The sequence below is a fragment of the Polynucleobacter sp. MWH-UH25E genome (assembly GCF_018687095.1).
GTDB lineage: Bacteria > Pseudomonadota > Gammaproteobacteria > Burkholderiales > Burkholderiaceae > Polynucleobacter.
This window is the reverse complement of record NZ_CP061286.1, coordinates 1,061,568-1,082,259: the sequence shown is the minus strand read 5'-3', so window position 1 is coordinate 1,082,259 and position 20,692 is coordinate 1,061,568. Positions and strand designations below refer to the sequence as shown.

Here is a 20,692-nt window from a genome sequence, read left to right as displayed (position 1 = left end):
GCTTATTTAAATGATATCTTCGACCAAATTTGCAAAGTCTTCACATCAGAGCGGCTATCAAAAAGACAAAGGGCAACGATACAAAGAGATGCAATCAACATCGTTAATGATGTTGACTCCCAACTAGGACTTCCAATTCTGGATAATACAAACCCAAAAATGGCTCCGAAAAGCATTTCGGTTGAATAAAAAATACCTGAAATAAGTCCTATATTGTCATTGTAGGATCTTGCCACACCAGCCTGTGTTGCAGGAAAAACAACGCCAATTCCAAATAAGGATGAAAAAACTGAGACTAATTTAAGTAAGAGACTTTCCACACCAATTACCGACATAACACTTAGTGCTGAAGTTGAAATCAAGATAATAAATCCAGCAAGAATTACAAGTCGCTTTAAATTGAAAGTAGAAATCATCCAACGTATAAAAATCGTTCCAAATACAAAACCGCTGATAGTTGCAGAGAATATATATCCATATTCAACGGCACTAGCTTTATGAATACCCTGAATTAAAGCAGGAGATGATGTGATGAAAGTGAAGTAAATTGCCCAAGCAAAGCTTATGATCAAAGTATTAAATACAAACTCACGATGACCCCACAAGATAAGGGATTGCGATAAAACCTTGCCAAATTGGAAGGTTTTTATGGGACGACTCAAAGTGAGACTCTCTCTTAGATTGAACAATATAAGCACCCAAGTACTTAAAGATAAAATTATTAGGGCAAGAAATATTGATCTCCAGCCGAAATAAATCGAGAGATAGGCGCCAATGATGGGCCCCAAAATAGGAGACACCACTAAACCCGAAGCTAAATAACTTAATACTCTCACCTGAGTATCAGCGGTGTATGTATCACGGACGATCACCCTAGCCACTAAGGTACCGCAACCCCCTCCGAGTGCCTGAAAAAACCGCCACACTACTAATTGCCCAATAGAGGACGCCATAAAGCAACCAACACTTGCAATGAAGAATAGCGCCATTCCCACCAAAACTACCCGTCGGCGGCCGTAGATATCAGACAAAACTCCTGAAATTATCAAACTAAAGGAGTATCCAAGCATGTAGGATGTCAAAGTATCAAGGATATTTGGGCCGCTAATCTCCAGGCGCTCTTCTATAGAGGGAATTGCTGGAAGATAAATATCCGTTGAAATCATTGGCAAGATTACAAGCAACAGTAAGATCGGCATGAGAAATTTTCCGCTAGGGCGCATAGAGACTGTCCTGCTTTAGCCTGTAATCATCATTACCAAGACGAGTAATTAAATGATTGACTGCAGCCTTTGCCCTAAGTGAAACCATATCGAGAGAACTGACGAAATAATATGTCCCAGCAGTTATCTGGCCGATAGCGTAAAAATTATTAACCTTCTCTCCATTTGCATCCATTACAAGAGAAGATTCATAATCCAAACTGATTCCACCATGTAAATTTTTAGCAACCAAACTGGACTCAAGCAAATTTTTAATTAGAACCGACTCCGAACCATTGATAGATTTAGATGGCCCTGATGCATTAATAACCCAGTCACAAAAAATTTGATTATTTGTGACTGATTTTTGTGGACAGGAAATACTTGCAACAAATTTATTTCTGCCAAACGAATCTATTCGTTGTAAATTCGAATAGTGTCTGAGAATGCCCAATCTAAAGAGGGAGAGCAATTTTAGAGCCGTATGTTTTGGCAGGGGAACTCTTTTTGTGGACCATGATCGGTGAAATTTTCTCGTGAATAGACTTTTATCGGCATTACTCAATGAATTCCAATATTCTCCAATGACTGAATCCGTCTCAATCGCAAAACTTTGCCATGAGGAAAAATTAGATTCATTTAACAATAAGGAATGAATCCAGGAACTATATTCCTCTTTACATGGTTTAAAAAATGAATTCCACCGAACGCCTGTTGCCAAAAATTCTTTACGCGCCAATCTTAAAATGCTACGAATAGTGATCTCATTTTTCTCTCTTAATTTATTGAGATTACTAAGGGTCAAATATTTAAGATCATGTCTTTTAATTCGTGACCGAATTAGTGGAAAATTATTCTCTCTAGTAAAGAAGTAGATTGGGCCCTGGTGACTTTGATTCGCTAAGACGACTGCAATATCAGCAGCCGTAAGTTGCCCGCCAATAATCCCCACACTCTCATGTCTTTTTATTAACTGTAGATATTGAGTCGTTGGGTAAGGGTTATTAACGTACTGACTTGCCCCTTTTAATTTAAATATATCTTCGGGGGCTTCATTCCCGGTACATAAAATTATGCAGTTAAACTCTTCAGAACAATTCTTGGGGAAAATAACCTTGAAGCGATTTTTATCTAGGGCTACTATATTCAGCACTTCCATATTAATTAGAACGGTCTCAATTCCTAACTTTTCAAGCGCTGAGGTAACTTTCTCCAGTCGACTTCTCAGATAGGCGCCAAAATATTGACGTGAGACATATCCATCAGGTGCAATGCCTGCTTTTGAAAAAATCTGATCGTCGCCAAAGTGACATCCCTGATCTATCACCCAATTCCAAAAATCATTCTCCTGATTTTGGATGATTGAGGTTGTTGAGCTAATCATATTCATTAATAGCTCCTTACTGTCACATTGATATGCAAATCCAGGACCAAATGCAGGGCCTTTTTCGAAAATTACAATTTTTACTTTTTGTTCGCCTATAGATGGAAGCTCTTTCAGCAACTCAAAGAGCGTAGAAACGCCCGCTGCGCCGCATCCCACAATCGCAATCCTGAACTCGCCATTAGCCCTGAATAATGAGGCTCTCTTACTTACTGAAGAAATGTTGTATTGAAATATTTCTGATAGATTTCTATTCATTTTCCCCCTCAAAAGCTTTTAGCTTATCGACGGGGTTAACTTATAGCTACCTGATCTTTTCGTAAGAAATGGACTACTTAAGTAAATCCAACATACCCGCCTCATCAATGATGGGCACGCCCAGCTCTTCTGCTTTAGTGAGTTTGCTGCCTGCATCAGCTCCAGCAACGACGTAGTCTGTTTTCTTCGATACCGAACCAGCTACTTTTACACCTGCTTTCTCGAGCAGTTCTTTTGCTTCATCACGAGTCATAGTTGGAAATGTGCCCGTAAGAACAAAGGTCTTTCCCGCCACAGCAGCGCTGATCACTTTTTCTTCTACCGCTAAATGCATGCCCGAAGCCAAAAGCTGCTCAATGACCTCACGATTGTGAGCTTCTTCCATAAAACTTGTGATGGAATCAGCAACGACAGGGCCTACATCTTTAACACTTAGTAAGGCTTCCATGTTTGCATCCATTAATGCATGCATCGACTGGAAATGATTCGCCAGATCTTTAGCCGTAGTTTCACCAACGTGACGAATACCCAAGGCAAAGATGAATCTTGCTAAGGTTGTATTTCTAGACTGATTGATTGCCTGTATAAGATTATCAGCAGACTTCTCACCCATGCGCTCGAGATTAGCTAAAGCGGTGAAACCCAAACGATAGAGATCTGCCGGTGTTCTGACTAAGTTTTGATCAACTAGCTGATCCACGATCTTTTCACCCAAGCCTTCGATATCCATAGCCCTTCTGTGGGCGAAGTGAATCAGCGCCTGTTTACGCTGGGCACCACAAAATAAACCGCCGCTACAACGAGCAACAGCTTCATCTGCAAGGCGCTCAATGTGAGAATCGCATACTGGGCAACGAGCTGGCATCTGAAACTCTTTGGCATCACTAGGGCGACGATCTTTAACAACTGATACCACCTCAGGAATTACATCGCCAGCTCTTCTTACAGAAACCGTATCACCAATCCGAACATCCTTACGTCTAACTTCATCTTCATTGTGAAGTGTGGCATTCGTAACGGTGACGCCTCCTACCTCAACAGGCGCTAAGCGGGCAACAGGTGTAATCGCTCCAGTACGACCTACTTGAACATCAATACCTAAAACGGTTGTGAGCGCCTCTTGAGCGGGATACTTATGCGCCAATGCAAATCGAGGTGCTCTGGAGACATAGCCCAACTTGGCCTGCTCTGCAAATGAATTCACCTTGTAGACAACACCATCTATGTCATAAGGCAATTCATCGCGCTTAGCTCCAACAGCATTGTAGAAATCGAGGATATCCTGGACGGAGAGCAACACCTTACGCTCAGAGCAAACAGGCAACCCCAATTCAACATATTTGTTGAGCAATTCTTCATGCGTTTTGGGGAGCCATGATTGCGGCTCAAGTGCGCCTAGGCCATATGCAAAGAAAGAGAGGGGTCGTTTAGCCGTGATTTTGGAATCCAACTGACGCAAACTACCAGCAGCTGCATTACGAGGGTTTGCAAATTCCTTTTCTCCTAAAGCAGCAGCATGTTGATTCATTTTTTGAAAATCTTTGAGGTACATAAATACCTCACCACGCACTTCCAAGACTTTAGGAATGTCTTTACCAATTAATTTCAATGGAATTGCACGAATCGTTTTGATATTGGCAGTGACATCCTCTCCACTAGCACCGTCCCCTCGGGTGGCAGCACGCACTAGAGAGCCATTTTCATAACGCAAGGAGATTGCCAGACCATCAAATTTGAGCTCACCAGCATAAGCGACGTGATCGGCATGTAAGCCTTCTCGACAGCGACGATCAAATGCAACTAACTCTGCTTCTTCAAATGCATTATTGAGAGATAGCATTGGCACTTCGTGCGTTACCGAGTCAAACTCTTTTAATGCAACGCCTCCAACGCGTTGGGATAAAGATTCAGGGGTCACCCATTCTGGATGGACCGCTTCAATATCTAGCAGCTCGCGATAAAGCTTGTCGTACTCAATGTCTGGTAATAAGGGGTTATCAAGAACGTAATAGGCATGCTCTAAGCGAGCCAATTCTGCCTGCAGAAAAGCGTAACGCTCCGCTGAGTTTGTCGGACTATTGGACGACAAGGTAATTCCTAGCTAAAGAGACGACTGGCGGTAGAAGAGCCTGCGGCAATACCAGACTTCTCGAGATTGGCATAAAGCATGTCAAGGTGCTGACGGATACTAATCACAGCTGCTTCACTGAGATTAATACCATTGTCATCGACTAAGCGGCCATGCGCTGCTTGCGCAATCTCGACGCCCTCACCCAACATTCTTTCGAAAGCTCGTTGATCTTGTACCACCAAAGGAACTTCCAGCAACAAGGTCAATTGTGTAACAGGTCTATTTGGATCCAGGTCGGTGCTATTAAAAATGAGATTGCCGTTGCTTAAAAATTCATAGCCACGACCATTGCGCGCTAATTTAAAACCGCGCTGACGCATCAGAGCGTCAAAATTTCCCCAAGGACAAGGCTCATCAAATAAAACATTAATGCTTAGTTGAATATCGCTTTCCGCGGCTACAGCATCCAGCTCTTTAGCGCTCTCCAGCATCGTATTAACGCTTGGCATGTCGATTTGAGCGCCTAATGTATCTGCCAAAGCCTGTGCTCGAGAACAAAAATCTGATAACTCAAGAACACCAATAGGGCCTCGACGACTTGCTAATTGAATTGCTAGCTGTAACTCGGAATAGGAGGCTTCTGATCTGAGCTCCTCCCAATCTTCTGCAGCATCCTGATCTGCATTCAGACCTTCGCAACTCCACCGAATCGCAGAATTCGCGTTCAAATCAGTCCAATTTTGGATTTCAGTAAGAATTTCTGAGCCAGAGATTGCTTCATCGAAGCGAAGTGTGATCACGCAGTCAATCCGTGGATCGATTGCAAATTTTTCAGGCATAGATCCAGCTACGTTACTCACATCGCCAAAGCTAGGCTCTACACGATCCACCGCATCAACATCAGCGAAACCTTTAGCAAAGGATGGCTCGCGCGCAATGCGATCATCAAATACGTATGCGCTTTGCTCATTTGCCTTGCGACGGGCACGAGAGTATTTCCAATTGAGAACGGCAACTAATATCAATATTAGCAAGCCGATAGCGGCCAACGCAAACTGCAAATCAGACAAACCCAACATCGTCATGATTTGTTCTACGTACACTTAAGCAGCCTCCACCATTGAAACCGCTGAAGAAATATCTACAGCAACAATACGAGATACGCCCTGCTCTTGCATCGTGACACCAATTAACTGATGGGCAATTTCCATAGTGATCTTATTGTGCGAAATGAATACAAACTGTGTCTTTTCAGACATTTTGGCAACCATCTGCGCGTAACGCAAGGTGTTTGCATCGTCCAATGGCGCATCAACCTCATCGAGTAAGCAGAATGGCGCTGGATTCAATAAGAATAGCGAGAAAACCAAAGCAATTGCAGTTAAGGCTTTTTCACCGCCAGAGAGCAAATGAATGCTGCTGTTTTTCTTGCCTGGAGGCTGCGCCATTACTTGAACGCCAGAGTCTAGAATTTCTTCGCCAGTCATGACTAATTCAGCGTGCCCACCACCGAACAATTCTGGGAAAAGTTTTCCAAAGTGGGTATTCACTTGATTAAAGGTACCTTGCAATAAATCACGCGTCTCAGCATCGATCTTGGCAATCGCATCTGTTAGAGTCTGCATTGCTTCATTCAAGTCTGCAGATTGGGCATCTAAGAACTGCTTACGCTCGCGTGAGCTTGCAAGCTCATCCAGCGCGGCCATATTGACTGGGCCCAAAGACTGAATTTCAGTATTGAGGCGATTCACTTCGCTTTGTAGCGCACCAATCTTCAGATCGGGACTAAAGTTTGCTTCTAATGCGCTTAGATCAGCCTCTGCATCAGCCAACAATGTCGCGAACTGCTCATAATTCAAACGTGCAGCTTGTTCACGCAACTGCAGATCAACTACCTTATCGCGCATTGGTTGCAAGCTACGCTCAATTTGCATGCGGGCTTCATCAGCTTCGCGCAATTGATGCAATAGAGCATCCTGTTCCGTACGGGCATTTGCTAAAGCAGCCTCACGTGCGCTACGAGCTAATAACAGGCCCTGTAACTTTTCTTGGGCCTCTTCATCACTCAGCGTCTCTAGCTCTTGAGTTGCTAGATCATGCTTATCCTGAATCTCCATGATCTGAGTACGCGCAGTGCTTTGATCACGCTGTAAATCGGCAATACGTTGTTGTAATGAGCGAGTGGCAAATGCGGCTTCTTGAGCGGCCATCTCGGAAACCCGCAAAGACTCACGTAGCCGATCACGCTCTTGCGTAGTGAGCTCTAATTTTTCTTGAGCTTGCGCCAATGCCTCTTGATGCCCCTGCTTAGAATCCTCAGACTGATTTAGCTCTGTAGTTGCTTGCTCATGGGTCAAGCTCAATTGCTCCATTTGCTGACGCAGTTCACTTAACTCATTCTGAATTTGAGCGGCGCGTTGACTGTATTGCTCTTCAGCTTGAGTCAACTGCATTCTTTCTACTTCAAACCCATGGGCCTCTTGTACAGACTGCTCAGCGGCGATACGGGCTTGCTCTGCAGCCTGATGAGCGGCTTGGTAATTCGCCACACACTGGTCAAGCTCGCCCTGCAATTCACTTTGCATTAATTGCTGAGCGCGTAACTGCTTCTCAAGACTTTCCATCTCTTGCGCGCGGGCTAACATACCAGCCTGTTCAGAGTCAGCCGCATAAAGCTGAACACCGACACGACTTACTAAATGACCCTGCTGAGTAACAAATGCGCCACCAGCAGGAAGCTTTTCACGACGATGCAAAGCATCTTCAAGGCTAGAAGCAATATAAATATTGTCTAACCACTCTTGCAACACTGAAGTCAAGCGGGCAGCACCAGCACTTTGAACACGACTGAGTAAGGGCGTGAAATCCGCTGGGGCGGAGGTATGCGCAGGACTAATTTCCTCTGTAAGTAAAATTGCCAAACGGCTTGGAGGCGCATCATTCGCTAAAGCTAATGTTTCTTGAACACTTTTTGCAGTAACCGCAGCCAAACGCTCACGCAATACAGACTCAAGAGCGGCTTCCCAACCACTCTCGACTTTTAGCTCTTGCCAGAGACGCTTGCTTTCTTTAAGTCCCTTGCTTTCTAGCCATGGACCAATCTTGCCCTGTGCCTGTACGCTTGCTTGCAAAGCTGCTAAAGCCGTTAACTTGGCCTCAGTCTGAGCCAATTCCTGATTAGCTGTTTGAATCTTTTGCTGCGCGGCATTACGAGCTTCATCGGCAGCTGGAACGCGTTGCTGAGTCTCGCCAGCGCGTGCCCTTGCCTCCTCAACCTTGCGTTGCGCCATCGCATGGCGATCAATCGCCATTTGTAACGCTTCAGCATCAGGGCGACGCATACCATCGAGTTCGCTCGTTAAACGTGTCTCGCGCCCTTTAAGCTCATCAGCCTGGGCAGACATCGAGCGAATACGCTCACCTAAACTCGCGAGACGTTGCTCGATTGTTGCCAAAGCTTCGCGTGCATTATTTAACTCGCGAGATGCAACCTGGTAAGCCTCATCGCGACTTGGCATTTGCTCTTGCAAGCCATTTAATTCTGTTAATAGTGTTTGCTCTTTTTCGCTTGCTAATGTGAGCTCATGTTCGGTTGTACGTTGTGCCTGTGCAGCATCAGTTTCTTGGACTGTCCAGCGCTGTAACTGAGCTTGCAGATCTTGAGTTTGTTGCTGCAAGCGTTGACGTGCCTCTTGAACGTAATGTATTTGCGACTCAACCTGACTTACATCAGCATTAGTTTGATACAGCTCACCCTGTGCTTCAGATACCTTGTCTTGCAAGGCGTACTGTTGAGTACGCATTGTTTCGAGTTCAGCTTCAGAGTGGCGCAGTTTGGCTGTTTGCTCTTCCAAATTCACTTGGGTGTCACGAATACCGTTGGCGTGGCGCTCTTGCTCTTTACCAGCCTCGGTCTGACGGACAAACCACAAAAGCTGTTGCTGCGATTTCATTTGCGCAGAAAGTTCAGCATGACGCTCTGCAACTGTTGCCTGCTTTTCGAGACGAGTCAGCTGCTGATCGAGTTCGCGCAGAATATCTTCAACACGCGTTAAATTTTCTACGGTATCTTCAAGACGAGCTGCAGTTTCTTTGCGACGCTCTTTATATTTAGAAACGCCGGCTGCTTCTTCAAGGAATACACGTAACTCTTCTGGTTTCGCTTCCAAAATTCGATTGATCGTTCCCTGACCAATAATCGCGTAACCTCTTGGGCCCATACCAGTACCCAAGAAAATATCTTGAATATCTTTACGACGCACCACTTGGTTATTGACGTAATAACTAGAATTACCGTCACGCGTTAATACGCGCTTAATACCCAATTCAGTAAATGCGCTCCACTGACCTTGCGCACGACCTTCAGAATTATCAAAAATGAGTTCAACGCTGGCGCGACCTGATGGCTTGCGTAAACCAGAGCCATTAAAAATGACGTCCTGCATCGATTCGCCACGTAATTCACTGGCGCGGGATTCACCCAAAACCCAGCGAACAGCATCAATAATGTTGGACTTTCCACAACCGTTTGGGCCTACAACACCAATTAATTGGCCAGGCATTTCAAAATGAGTTGGGTCAACGAAAGACTTAAAGCCGGAAAGTTTGATGGATTTCAGTTGCACGGCGTACTTTGCAGGGAAAAAAGGGGTTCTAAATAAAGGGCTAAAAATTACATCTAAAGTGGGAAGATGATAGCAAGCTTGGGGCTACTTAGACGGGTTTTTGCCCCATCGATATAATGATAAATCTACCTTCAGGGGCAAAATCCCTTAACAATCTGATAGTTAACCAAAAAGCATGAGCCAATCACCACAAAACATCATTGAACAAGCCTGGGAAAACCGCGCAAACCTTTCACCAAACAGCGTTCCTGGAGATGTCCGTAGCGCCGTAAATGCGGTCTTGGAGGGCCTGAATAATGGCAGTATTCGAGTTGCTGAGCGCCGTGATGTGGGTAAGTGGGAAGTAAATCAATGGGTTAAGAAGGCTGTACTACTTTCTTTCCGCTTAGAAGACAATATTCCGATGAGCGCCGGGGGTTATACCCAGTTCTACGATAAGGTTCCAAGCAAGTTTGAGGGGTATACAGCCGCTGACTTTGCCGCAGGTGGCTTCCGCGTGGTTCCGCCGGCAGTCGCTCGTCGCGGATCTTTTATTGGTAAAAATGCCGTATTGATGCCTTCCTACGTCAATATTGGCGCTTATGTTGGCGAGGGCACCATGGTTGATACCTGGGCAACCGTTGGCTCTTGCGCTCAAATTGGTAAAAATGTTCACCTATCTGGGGGTGTTGGAATCGGCGGCGTATTGGAGCCAATTCAAGCTGGCCCAGTCATTATTGAAGACAACTGCTTTATTGGCGCCCGCTCCGAAGTGGTGGAGGGCGTAGTGATTGAAGAAAACGCTGTTCTCTCCATGGGCGTCTATATTGGCCAAAGCACCAAGATTTACGATCGAGAGACTGGTGAAGTGCACTACGGTCGCGTTCCAGCAGGCTCGGTGGTTGTACCTGGCTCACTTCCTTCCGCATGCGGCAAGTACAGCCTATATGCCGCTGTGATTGTGAAAAAAGTAGATGCTCAAACCCGAGCAAAAACCGCCATCAACGAATTGCTTCGCGACTAATTTAACTTCTGACACTTACTTATGAGCGCCGCCCTTGAGCTAACTGAAGCTCTCATTGCATGTCGTTCCGTCACTCCGGCGGATGGCGGCTGCCAAGACTTAATTGCCAAACGCTTGCAAGCCATTGGCTTTCATACAGAAAGCGTTGTCAGTGGTCCTGAAAATTTTCAAGTCACAAACTTATGGGCAATTAAGAAGGGTAAAGCTGGCGATCAAGGCAAAGTGCTCATGTTTGCCGGCCATACTGACGTTGTCCCAACTGGCCCACTAGAAAAATGGACTAGTGATCCATTCACACCAAGCATTCGTGATGGCAAGCTATATGGTCGAGGTGCTGCTGATATGAAAACATCTCTCGCTGGCTTCGTTGTTGCCACAGAAGAGTTTGTCACCTCACATCCAGATCACCAGGGCTCGATTGCCTTTCTGATTACTAGCGATGAAGAAGGTCCGGCTAACGATGGCACCGTGATTATGTGTGAGCGCCTCCAAAAACAGGGTCAGCGATTAGATTACTGCGTGATCGGTGAGCCCACTTCAGTGGATCGATTAGGCGACATGATTAAGAATGGTCGCCGTGGATCTCTGTCTGGCAAATTAAAGGTCAAAGGAATTCAGGCTCACATTGCCTACCCTCACCTTGGCAAAAACCCTATTCATTTGTCAGCGCCAGCACTTACCGCTTTAGTTAAAACTGAATGGGATAAAGGAAATGAATATTTCCAACCAACCAGCTTTCAAATTTCTAATGTGCATGCTGGCACCGGAGCAAACAATGTCATTCCCGGTGAATTAGTGGTCGACTTTAACTTCCGCTTCTCCACAGAGAGTAAGCCCGAGCAATTGCGCGAGCGTCTAGAAAAAATCTTGAGTGATGCTGGCTTGGATTTCGAAATTGATTGGGTTCTGGGTGGCAGTCCATTTATTACAGGCGATGGCGATTTAGCAGGCGCATTGCGCAAAGCAATCAAATCTGAAACCCAAGTGGATACTGAGCTCTCTACAACTGGCGGCACCAGTGATGGTCGCTTTATCGCCAAGGTCTGCAAAGAAGTTGTGGAATTTGGACCTCTAAATGCTACTAGCCACAAAATCGATGAGTGCGTAAACGTTGATGATGTTGAGCCACTCAAAAATATCTATCGCAAAACACTTGAGCAACTCATTGCTTAAGCCCAACTTTCATTCTCTCCCAACTACAACCTGATCCATCATGGACCCTGAGCCTTCACAAGCCCTTTCAGTCAATCAATCGATTGAACTTATCAGTCAAAAATTAGAAGCCGCAAATTTACATTACGGGCATGGTGCCATTGATCCGCAAAGTGAAGCCCTTTGGATTGTTAGCAAACAATTAGAACAGAGTCCTGCTGATGCACTTGACCATTTAGATCAAATCCTGACTAGCGAGCAACATCAACAAGCATTAGCAGTTGCAGATGAACGCATCACTTCCCGTAAGCCACTCGCTTATATTCTTGGTGAAGCGTGGTTGATGGGGGTTCCATTTTTCTGTAGCGAACAAAGCATTGTTCCGCGCTCTTGGATTGCAGAGCTCATTGTTGATGGCTCATTAGAGCCCTGGCTTCCTGCGGATGGAAAAGTCTTGGATCTTTGCACTGGCAATGGATCGCTAGCAATCTTATTGGCGCTTTCATGCCCAGACATTCATGTCAGCGCGTGCGACATTAGCTTGCCCGCACTCTCAGTGGCGGCTCGCAACGTTGATCGCCATGGCTTAGGTACTCAGGTGGAATTATTAGAAGGCGATCTATGGGAAGCTTTGCCAGAACCAAACGAAGATAATCTATTTGACTTGATTATTTGCAATCCACCCTACGTAAACGCTGATTCTATGAAAGTTCTCCCAGCCGAATATCACGCTGAGCCTTCATTAGCGCTTGCTGGCGGAGACGATGGCATGGATCTCATTAGACGCATTATTGCTGGCGCACCAGACTATCTCTCTGAGCGCGGTGCGATTCTGATTGAAATCGGCAATGAGTATGAGAACTTCAAAAAAGCGTTTCCTCAAATACCTGCTATTTGGATGGAAGTATCCGCTGGTGAAGAGCAAGTACTACTCATTCAAGCGGAAGATTTGCGCTAACTCAGTTTACCTAGAGAATCTATTAACTTAACTCTGCAGCTGCAGCAATCGCCTGATCAATTCGCTCTACAGGAATCACTCTCAGACCCGCAATTTTTGTCTTTGGCATATTCGCCTTAGGAATAATTGCAATTGTGAAACCTAGCTTTGCCGCTTCCTTTAGACGCTCTTGACCTCGCGGACATGGGCGAATCTCTCCCGCTAAACCCACTTCGCCAAACACAATCAACTCTTTTGGTAGTGCGCGATTACGAATAGAGGACTGAATTGCAAGCAGTACAGCCAAGTCAGCAGCCGGCTCTGAAATCTTTACCCCACCTACCGCATTCAGAAATACATCTTGATCAAAACAGGCTACTCCAGCATGACGGTGCAAGACCGCCAACAACATGGCTAAGCGTGCCTGCTCTAAACCAACGGCTAAGCGACGAGGGTTGGGAACATGCGCAGTATCCACAAGCGCTTGAATCTCAACCAACAGGGGTCTACTCCCCTCTTGCGTTACTAATACACAGGCACCCGGAACCATTTGCTCGTGTTGCGATAAGAAAATCGCTGAAGGGTTCGCAACACCTCGCAAACCTTTTTCAGTCATTGCAAATACACCTAGTTCGTTGACTGCGCCAAAACGATTTTTAATGGAACGAATCAAACGAAATGAGGAATGTGTATCACCCTCAAAGTACAGGACGGTATCAACTATGTGCTCCAGCACTCTTGGACCAGCCAAATGGCCATCTTTAGTGACATGCCCCACCATCAACACACAGATACCACTGGCTTTAGCCGCCCTGGTTAATTGAGCCGCACACTCTCTTACTTGAGCAACTGAGCCTGGCGCTGAACTTAATACTTCAGAGTACAAAGTTTGAATCGAGTCAACCACCAAAACTTGCGGCTTAACGGTATCCATGATTGAAATCAGTTTCTCCAACTGAATTTCCGCCAGGACTTCTAATTGCGGAGCATCAAGTGCAATCCGCTTCGCGCGCAAAGCAATTTGAGCAGCGGATTCTTCGCCACTACTGTAGAGAACGTTCATGCCAGCGGCACTCATCTCTGCAAGGGCTTGTAATAGCAGAGTGGATTTACCAATACCAGGATCACCGCCCAAGAGTACAACGCCACCAGGCACTAATCCACCGCCCAATACGCGATCAAACTCTTCTACACCAGTACTAAATCTTGGTAAATCTTCAGCAGTAATCGCCGAGAGCTTTTGTCTAGGCAAAGATTGAGCCAAACCCTGAAATCGAGAATTCGAAGTTGACTCTGGCAGACCCTCTTCCATCGTATTCCAAGACTGGCAAGATGGACATTGGCCCTGCCACTTCGCTGAAGTGCCACCGCAGGACTGACAGATATAAACCGTTTTTACTTTAGCCAAGGATGACTCAATCAAATATCAGAATAAAGGAAAAGAACTTAATCAAGTTGTGTGCCAGCTTTATTTTCTTGAGCACGCTTAGGCGCATCTTTACGACGTTGCTCTAGATCTGCCGCTCTAGCAGCTGATGCTTTTTGCTTTTCTTCAAACTCACGTTGATTGTCAGCGCGTTCGGCAGCTTTTTCTGGGGAAGCACGCTCTGCAGCACGCTTTTGATCTTCTTGATCCTTGATGCTCTTGCGTAACTTACGTTGCACTTCATGCAAGGCACGTTCTTGCTCGCTAATGGGATCAATTTCCTTTCGGTACTCAGCTCGCGCACTTCGCAAGCAGTAATTGACCCAGTAATTTTGATAGCAATCAGTTTGCGCTTTACCCCAGCGATACTTAGCCCAATCACGTTGCAGCTCCAACTCCTGCTCGATCTTATTTAATTGCTCCAGTTCAGCCTCTTCAGCTGGAGTAGCAAGCACTACTCCACTAATGGAACTGACCAACAGAAAAAGGGCAATGAAAAACTTGGATTTCAAGGGCAGATCTTTTCTCAAATTTCTACCTTGGCACCCAATTCCACCAAACGGTTGGTCGGAATCTTAAAAAAGTCAGACTGACGGCCAGCGTTTTGATACATCCAACAGAACAAACGCTCGCGCCACATTGCCATACCCGGAATTTCAGTTGAAACAATGGTGTCTCGAGAAAGGAAGAATGAAGTGTTCATCAAATCGAATTTCAGATCCGATGATTTCTCAATCAATTCGATGATTTGGCCCATGTCTGGCGTCTCATTAAATCCATATACAGCGCGAACCACATAAACGCCATTACCTAAATCACGCAAAGTAATTCGCTCATCATCTTTCACATAAGGAACGTCCCAGATGCTAACCTTCAAAAAGAAGACTCTTTCATGTAGCACGTGGTTGTGCTTCAGGTTGTGCAAGAAAGACACCGGCACATAATCTACGTGAGCAGTTAAAAATACGGCGGTGCCTTCCACACGATGGGGAGGATGCGTCATCAGAGCCTCAATAAAACTCTTGAGTTCAATACCATTATTCATCGCATTCTGACGCAATATCTTACGACCCTGATACCAGGTCATCAATAACAAGAAACAGGCAGAGCCAAGCAATAGCGGGAACCAGCCGCCCTCCATGATCTTCAAGAGGTTGGCCGTTAAAAATGCAAGGTCTACGGCCAAGAAAGCACTAATAACCAAAGTCACAAATATTGGATTCCAGCGCCACACTACCCGCATCACAATTGCAGCCAAGAATGTAGTCACAATCATGGTAGTTGTTACGGCGATTCCATATGCAGCCGCCAAGTTTTCGGACTTCTTAAACGCCAGAACGACTGCCACCACCAATATAAGCAGCATCCAATTCACTAAAGGCATATAAATCTGGCCAATCTCACGATCAGAGGTATGGCGAACCTTCATGCGCGGTACAAAACCCAGCAAAATTGCCTGACTTGTCATGGAGAACGCGCCTGAGATCACCGCTTGCGAAGCAATCACGGTTGCAGCAGTAGCCAATAACACCAAAGGCAAAACAAAAACTTCCGGGACCATCAAGAAGAATGGATTGCTAATCGTTTCAGGGTTATTTAGAAACATCGCACCCTGACCAAAATAGTTGAGCAACAAACATGGCATTACGATAAAAAACCAACCCATGCGAATTGGCTTCACACCAAAATGGCCCATGTCGGCGTACAGTGCCTCAGCACCCGTCAGCACCAAAAATACCGCGCCTAAAACAATAAAACCTTGCAGCGCATGCTCATCCATAAATTGGATTGCATAGATAGGATTAATCGCGGCAAAAATTGCGGGATGCTGAAGGACCTGATAAATGCCCATGACACCAATTACCAAAAACCAAGCGACCATAATCGGACCAAACAATTTACCAACTACATCTGTGCCTGTTTTCTGAATAACAAATAAGGCAACCAAAATCACGATGGTGATTGGCATTACATAGCGCGTTAGGTCAGGGGAAATTACCTCCAAACCTTCAACTGCTGATAGCACTGATATTGCTGGAGTAATGATGGCGTCACCATAAAACATGCAGGCCCCAAAAACGCCAGCCATGATGATGAGCAAGGACCTCTTAGAACCCGTCGGCGCCGTCCTCAGAGCCAATGCCATGAGTGCCAAAATTCCGCCCTCGCCATGATTGTTTGCGCGCATCACAAACAACACATATTTAAGAGATACAACAATGGCAAATGCCCAAAACACCATTGAAATAACACCATAGACGGCGTCTGCCGAAAATGGAATTCCGTGATCAGGGCTAAAGCATTCTTTTAGAGCGTAAAGTGGACTTGTTCCGATGTCGCCGAATACCACCCCAATTGCCGCGAGCATTAATGCGAGTGAAGCACCTTTTTTATGTGGCGAATTCCCCCTAGTAATCTCGACTGGTCTCAATAAGGAAGATTGCGAGAATTCTGGATTGCTAACTGACATGGATAAATCCTAGCGTGATATTGCGTGGCAATATGTTACTCCTTTAAAGGAAGCCCTAAATTTAGAATTTTTAGCAAAAAACCGCTTATTTGAGCCTTATTTACAGGAATAGCTCGACACTGCACTGCAAAAAATGGTAGAATCTTAGTCTCAGACGCGGGGTGGAGCAGTCTGGCAGCTCGTCGGGCTCATAACCCGAAGGTCGTAGGTTCAAATCCTGCCCCCGCAACCAAATATCATACGCTAAGCCCTTAATTTTTAAGGGCTTTTTGCTTTTTAGGCTCCCACGCTCTTAATTTGGTACAGACAACGCTCGGCGCCACAAGGTAGCATCTCAGTTTTTACCCTTAGCAACGACATCAGTAGTTATCCTTGTACGCATAAGTATGACTATCACCCCACTAATGTCTTAGAGGGCAAACATGAAAAAAATATTTCTACTTATTGTTTTTTGCTTGATGGCTTGCTCTAGGAACAACGAGACTTCCTACTCGCTTGATTGTGAAGGTACGCTTATTGAGATCTCAGCATCAGGATCCTCATCCAAAACATCAAGACAAAACAGGCGCTATGAAATTGATTCCAATCAAATGACACAAAGAAGTTGCGTAAAGGAAGGCACACAGCTTACTTGTTACAAAGAGACCGAATTGCCCGATCAACAACGTAGCAAAGAACAGCTTGTCTACAATACAGGCGACTATTCATTGAGCGAAGTGCTTGTTCTTATTGGCGTTGATAACTCAAGTGGTAAACCCATATTTATTAAAAATGAACTTTTTAGGGCAACATGTCCAATGACTGTGAAAAGAAAATCTTCATAGAGAATTCAATTGATTGCAGAATTGCGATGCCACAGCCTTTTTGCCGCATCCCTCCAGAAAAGCGGTATCAACTGAGATTCTTTTAGGCTCTTAAAAAACCATATCTGCGCACCCGTTTCTGGAGTTTGATAGAACGGGATCCCGAGACCCTTATATCTGGCTGTAACCGTTGGATGTGGATGCCCATAGCGGTTGCGATAACCATTTTGAGCAAACGCAATATCTGGTCCTAAGGCGTTTAATAACTCCATTGATGATGAAGTTTTGCTGCCATGGTGTGGCGCCATAAAAATAATTTGTCGATCCCCAATGTCTCTCAGCATCTCTGCATCTAAACGCTCAGTAATTTCAGTTTCACCTTGACGCTCTACATCACCAGTCAACCAGAAAGAGTGATCTTTATTACGCACCTCTAGAACACAACTCATTTCATTTGGCTTCAAGGGGTATTGTTTTTGAAAGTTAGTGGATTCATGTGGATGCCAAATCACAAATTCTACCCAATCCCAAGTCCACCGCTGGCCATAACGACAAGGAATACTTGGAACCTTTCTTAAGCCTAAATTGAGTAATAGCGGGTTATCGCTTGGCAAAGAACCCATCATTTCGTTAAATGTAATTTTCTTTAGCAATGAAGCGGCGCCGCCCACATGGTCGCTATCGCTATGGCTTATTACCATGCGATCAATTTGAGCAATTCCTCTGCCTCGCAAATATGGCAATATAGTTCGCTGCCCAGCGTCATCTTCTTTGCCTTGTATAGGCCCAGTGTCATAGAGCAAGCTTTTGCTCGCGGTTTCAACTAGGACTGTGGTGCCTTGACCAATATCCAGGACCGTCGCCCTGAATTCACCCGACCTTAAGTTATTGCCCATGAAATGAGGCCAAGGCATAAAAAGTATTGCGGTTGGTATTAGCACGCATAACCTTGACCGCCAAGACGACGACAACTCACCAGGTCGAATGGCATAAATTATTCCTATGATTGATGGAGCCAAAATCCACCACATAGGCTGGCTTGACCACACCACAGCCCAATCCCAACTTGCCATCCATTCTAATAAGGTTGCCAAGCACTCCATCACTGCGTGAGCTGGAATTAGAAGCCACTTACCCAAAAATTCTGGTAACAACGCTCCAGCAATTGCCAAAGGAGTAACGATATAACTCACCACAGGAATTGCAAAAGCATTGGCTAGTGGCGAAACTATCGACACTTGATAAAACCAAAATAGCGTTATCGGCAAGAGGGCAATGGTTACAACAGCCTGTACTCGACAAGCCTCACGACATGCTTGCAGAAGTCGCGATATCAATGGCGCCTCTAACTCTCTACCCGTAGGGACGCCAAGCAAACCAGAAGAGTCTTTCATGGCGTATAGGATGGCAGCCACTGCGCCAAACGATAGCCAAAACCCTGGGGTGTAAGGTGCCATCGGGTCAATCAACAAAACAAATACTAGCGCCCACCACCAAATATCAAATGATCTTGGGTTTCTGCCAGTCCATAGGGCAAATGCAACCACCCCAACCATATACATGGTTCTTTGAGCTGGTATCTGAAACCCAGCTAGCCATGCGTATATAAACGCAGTCAAAAAACCAGACAATGCTGCAACCTTACCCACAGGAAGCAGTAGCGGCAAAGATCTACGCCTCCAAAAAAATGCGGCCAAAGCTGCCCCAACACCAGCTAACATGGTGACATGTAAGCCAGATATTGAAATCAAATGACCAATCCCAGTTGCATTAAATACACCCCAATCATCTTGATGAATCGCATTTTGATCACCCATTACGAGAGCAATAATCACACCTGCATAGCGCGCATCTGGTGATAAAGCTGATTTAATTTTTTTGCGCAACTTATAACGTGCTAGTTCCATTTGCAAAGAAAATTCGGTTAAGCCAATCTCCTTTACCGTCAACAATTCGCCTGATCTAACCGATCCGCTTGCTCCAAAGTTTTGATGAAAAGCCCAGCGCTCAAAATCAAAGGTATAAGGATTTAAAGACCCATAAGGCCTTTTGAGTTTCACCTTGAATTTCCAACATTGGCCAGGAATAATTTCTGGAATGATTTGATAGCTTCTCCAAGCAGGTTGCCAGCTAAGATAAATTTGTTGCGGGAATTGGGTCTTGCTTTCACCTCTAAGAAGCATCTGTGTGATTTCAAAAGCAAACTTTGCGCCAGTATCACCACCCTGAGGCAAACCAATCACTCTGCCCTTAATACTTAATTCTTCACCCTCCAACTCTTGGGCAAGAATATTTTGCAAACGACCATCGGCATAGTACGCATTCCATGCAAAACCGAAATTAAATAGCAATGTGCAAATCAAAAAATATCGCACCCACCTGATCTGCTGAATCAAACAAATAAGCAACATACAAAAGATGGCGACCCCACCAGAAGCCCAATGCCATTGAGATGGCACCTGCGGCAAAAGAAAAAGGAGCGATCCCCCGGCAATAAATGCCGTAATTGCTAAGCGCAATGATTTAGGAGGCTAAGTTTAGGGTTGGATTGTCAGCACAGAGCGCCGACCAGCGAGGTAAAACCTGCAGGGCATTACGCCAAACCGCTGAGGCAAACTCCAAATCATTCACGCCGCGAATGACTGCGAGTTCTTTGGCGATTCTGGGTAGGAAAGCAGGTTCATTAAATGCTAAATTTTCAGCCTTCAACCAAGCTGGCGGAATATCTGGCGCATCGGTCTCGGTAACAATACACTCTAGCGGCAATTCTTTTAGTAATCTACGAATTTGTAATGCACGTTCATAAGTTGCCGCCCCACCAAAGCCTAACTTGAAACCAAGCTCGATAAATTGTTCCGCCTGTTGAAGGCTACCATTAAATGCATGCGCAATACCTCCTGGTATTTTGCGTCGGCGCAAAGCTTTTAATACAGCGTCTTGCGAACGGCGCACATGCAATATGACAGGTAACTCAAATTGTTCTGCCAAATCTAGTTGCGCATGAAAGAAATGCTCTTGCTTATGAGGATCCAAGCCCTCAACAAAATAATCCAGGCCAATTTCTCCAACCCCAACAAATCTCGGATCGGTGAGGGCTTTACTAATCTGCTCTCCTAATAAATTGAGATCAGTCTCATGCGCTTGATTGGTGTATAGAGGGTGAATACCTAAGGTATAAACCAACCCTGGAATTTCTTTGCTGTATTGAGAGACAAGGAACTGCACGTGCTGTGTATCTGCCACCTTCACTGCGGGCAAAAGAATTGCTCGCACATCCTTTTCTCTCGATGCGGCAATGATTTCCGCCAAAGATGATGAGAACTCTGGTGCATCTAAATGGCAGTGCGTATCAATCCACATG

The 20,692-nt window shown here is 45.3% G+C and carries 14 protein-coding genes and 1 tRNA gene; 5 read left to right on the top strand and 10 right to left on the bottom strand.

All coding sequences use genetic code 11. The annotated features are described in order from the left end of the window. Window positions 1-2 precede the first annotated feature (2 nt). The 5 genes from ICV39_RS05715 to smc form a co-directional block, all read right to left on the bottom strand. Window positions 3-1,199: a multidrug effflux MFS transporter gene (locus ICV39_RS05715; protein WP_215389192.1), complete on the bottom strand. Its 1,197-nt coding sequence runs from the start codon at window positions 1,197-1,199 to the stop codon at window positions 3-5. Window positions 1,200-1,212: 13 nt separating this feature from the next. Beyond that, on the bottom strand, window positions 1,213-2,844 hold the full coding sequence (locus ICV39_RS05710) for an FAD/NAD(P)-binding protein (protein ID WP_215389191.1): 1,632 nt from the start codon (window positions 2,842-2,844) through the stop codon (window positions 1,213-1,215). Between the two features lie 73 nt (window positions 2,845-2,917). After that, window positions 2,918-4,933 carry an NAD-dependent DNA ligase LigA gene (gene ligA, locus ICV39_RS05705; protein WP_215389190.1) on the bottom strand — a complete coding sequence of 672 codons (2,016 nt, stop codon included), beginning with the start codon at window positions 4,931-4,933 and terminating at the stop codon, window positions 2,918-2,920. 8 nt (window positions 4,934-4,941) lie between these two features. Continuing rightward, on the bottom strand, window positions 4,942-6,018 hold the full coding sequence (locus ICV39_RS05700) for a cell division protein ZipA C-terminal FtsZ-binding domain-containing protein (RefSeq protein ID WP_251372634.1): 1,077 nt from the start codon (window positions 6,016-6,018) through the stop codon (window positions 4,942-4,944). Beyond that, the gene (gene smc / locus ICV39_RS05695; RefSeq protein WP_215389189.1) at window positions 6,019-9,540 is read right to left on the bottom strand and encodes a chromosome segregation protein SMC; all 3,522 of its coding nucleotides are present in this window, start codon (window positions 9,538-9,540) and stop codon (window positions 6,019-6,021) included. Between the two features lie 175 nt (window positions 9,541-9,715). Between smc and dapD the strand changes: the two genes are divergently transcribed. From dapD to prmB, 3 genes are read left to right on the top strand one after another with little or no spacing between them, the layout of a single operon-like run. After that, window positions 9,716-10,543 (top strand): 2,3,4,5-tetrahydropyridine-2,6-dicarboxylate N-succinyltransferase, encoded by an 828-nt coding sequence (dapD, locus tag ICV39_RS05690; RefSeq protein WP_215389188.1) that lies wholly within the window; start codon window positions 9,716-9,718, stop codon window positions 10,541-10,543. 21 nt (window positions 10,544-10,564) lie between these two features. Continuing rightward, window positions 10,565-11,716 carry a succinyl-diaminopimelate desuccinylase gene (dapE, locus tag ICV39_RS05685; RefSeq protein WP_215389187.1) on the top strand — a complete coding sequence of 384 codons (1,152 nt, stop codon included), beginning with the start codon at window positions 10,565-10,567 and terminating at the stop codon, window positions 11,714-11,716. Between the two features lie 40 nt (window positions 11,717-11,756). Next, window positions 11,757-12,653 carry a 50S ribosomal protein L3 N(5)-glutamine methyltransferase gene (gene prmB / locus ICV39_RS05680; protein ID WP_215389186.1) on the top strand — a complete coding sequence of 299 codons (897 nt, stop codon included), beginning with the start codon at window positions 11,757-11,759 and terminating at the stop codon, window positions 12,651-12,653. 22 nt (window positions 12,654-12,675) lie between these two features. Here prmB and radA read toward each other — a convergent pair whose 3' ends face one another. The 3 genes from radA to ICV39_RS05665 are packed head-to-tail and all read right to left on the bottom strand — an operon-like array spanning window position 12,676 to window position 16,528. After that, window positions 12,676-14,040 carry a DNA repair protein RadA gene (radA, locus tag ICV39_RS05675; protein ID WP_215389185.1) on the bottom strand — a complete coding sequence of 455 codons (1,365 nt, stop codon included), beginning with the start codon at window positions 14,038-14,040 and terminating at the stop codon, window positions 12,676-12,678. 38 nt (window positions 14,041-14,078) lie between these two features. Further along, window positions 14,079-14,570, bottom strand: coding sequence for a hypothetical protein (locus tag ICV39_RS05670; RefSeq protein ID WP_251372633.1), 492 nt, complete (start codon window positions 14,568-14,570; stop codon window positions 14,079-14,081). A gap of 14 nt (window positions 14,571-14,584) precedes the next feature. Further along, on the bottom strand, window positions 14,585-16,528 hold the full coding sequence (locus ICV39_RS05665) for a potassium transporter Kup (protein WP_371816524.1): 1,944 nt from the start codon (window positions 16,526-16,528) through the stop codon (window positions 14,585-14,587). A gap of 155 nt (window positions 16,529-16,683) precedes the next feature. On the opposite strand from ICV39_RS05665, the gene ICV39_RS05660 reads away from it, so the two are divergent. Continuing rightward, a tRNA-Met gene (locus ICV39_RS05660) sits at window positions 16,684-16,760 on the top strand. A gap of 190 nt (window positions 16,761-16,950) precedes the next feature. Next, window positions 16,951-17,352, top strand: a complete 402-nt coding sequence (locus tag ICV39_RS05655) for a hypothetical protein (RefSeq protein WP_215389183.1) — start codon at window positions 16,951-16,953, stop codon at window positions 17,350-17,352. Window positions 17,353-17,357: 5 nt separating this feature from the next. Here ICV39_RS05655 and ICV39_RS05650 read toward each other — a convergent pair whose 3' ends face one another. Beyond that, window positions 17,358-19,790 (bottom strand): DNA internalization-related competence protein ComEC/Rec2, encoded by a 2,433-nt coding sequence (locus ICV39_RS05650; protein ID WP_256437488.1) that lies wholly within the window; start codon window positions 19,788-19,790, stop codon window positions 17,358-17,360. Between the two features lie 64 nt (window positions 19,791-19,854). Then, window positions 19,855-20,691, bottom strand: coding sequence for a TatD family hydrolase (locus ICV39_RS05645; RefSeq protein WP_215390904.1), 837 nt, complete (start codon window positions 20,689-20,691; stop codon window positions 19,855-19,857). Window position 20,692 lies beyond the last annotated feature (1 nt).

Excerpts from the sequence above, each read along its gene's own strand:
- ICV39_RS05715 (WP_215389192.1), bottom strand. The coding sequence starts at position 1,199 with ATGCCGATCTTACTGTTGCTTGTAATCTTGCCAATGATTTCAACGGAT.
- ICV39_RS05710 (WP_215389191.1), bottom strand. The coding sequence starts at position 2,844 with ATGAATAGAAATCTATCAGAAATATTTCAATACAACATTTCTTCAGTA.
- dapD (WP_215389188.1), top strand. The coding sequence starts at position 9,716 with ATGAGCCAATCACCACAAAACATCATTGAACAAGCCTGGGAAAACCGC.
- dapE (WP_215389187.1), top strand. The coding sequence starts at position 10,565 with ATGAGCGCCGCCCTTGAGCTAACTGAAGCTCTCATTGCATGTCGTTCC.
- prmB (WP_215389186.1), top strand. The coding sequence starts at position 11,757 with ATGGACCCTGAGCCTTCACAAGCCCTTTCAGTCAATCAATCGATTGAA.
- ICV39_RS05665 (WP_371816524.1), bottom strand. The coding sequence starts at position 16,528 with ATGTCAGTTAGCAATCCAGAATTCTCGCAATCTTCCTTATTGAGACCA.
- ICV39_RS05655 (WP_215389183.1), top strand. The coding sequence starts at position 16,951 with ATGAAAAAAATATTTCTACTTATTGTTTTTTGCTTGATGGCTTGCTCT.
- ICV39_RS05645 (WP_215390904.1), bottom strand. The coding sequence starts at position 20,691 with ATGTGGATTGATACGCACTGCCATTTAGATGCACCAGAGTTCTCATCA.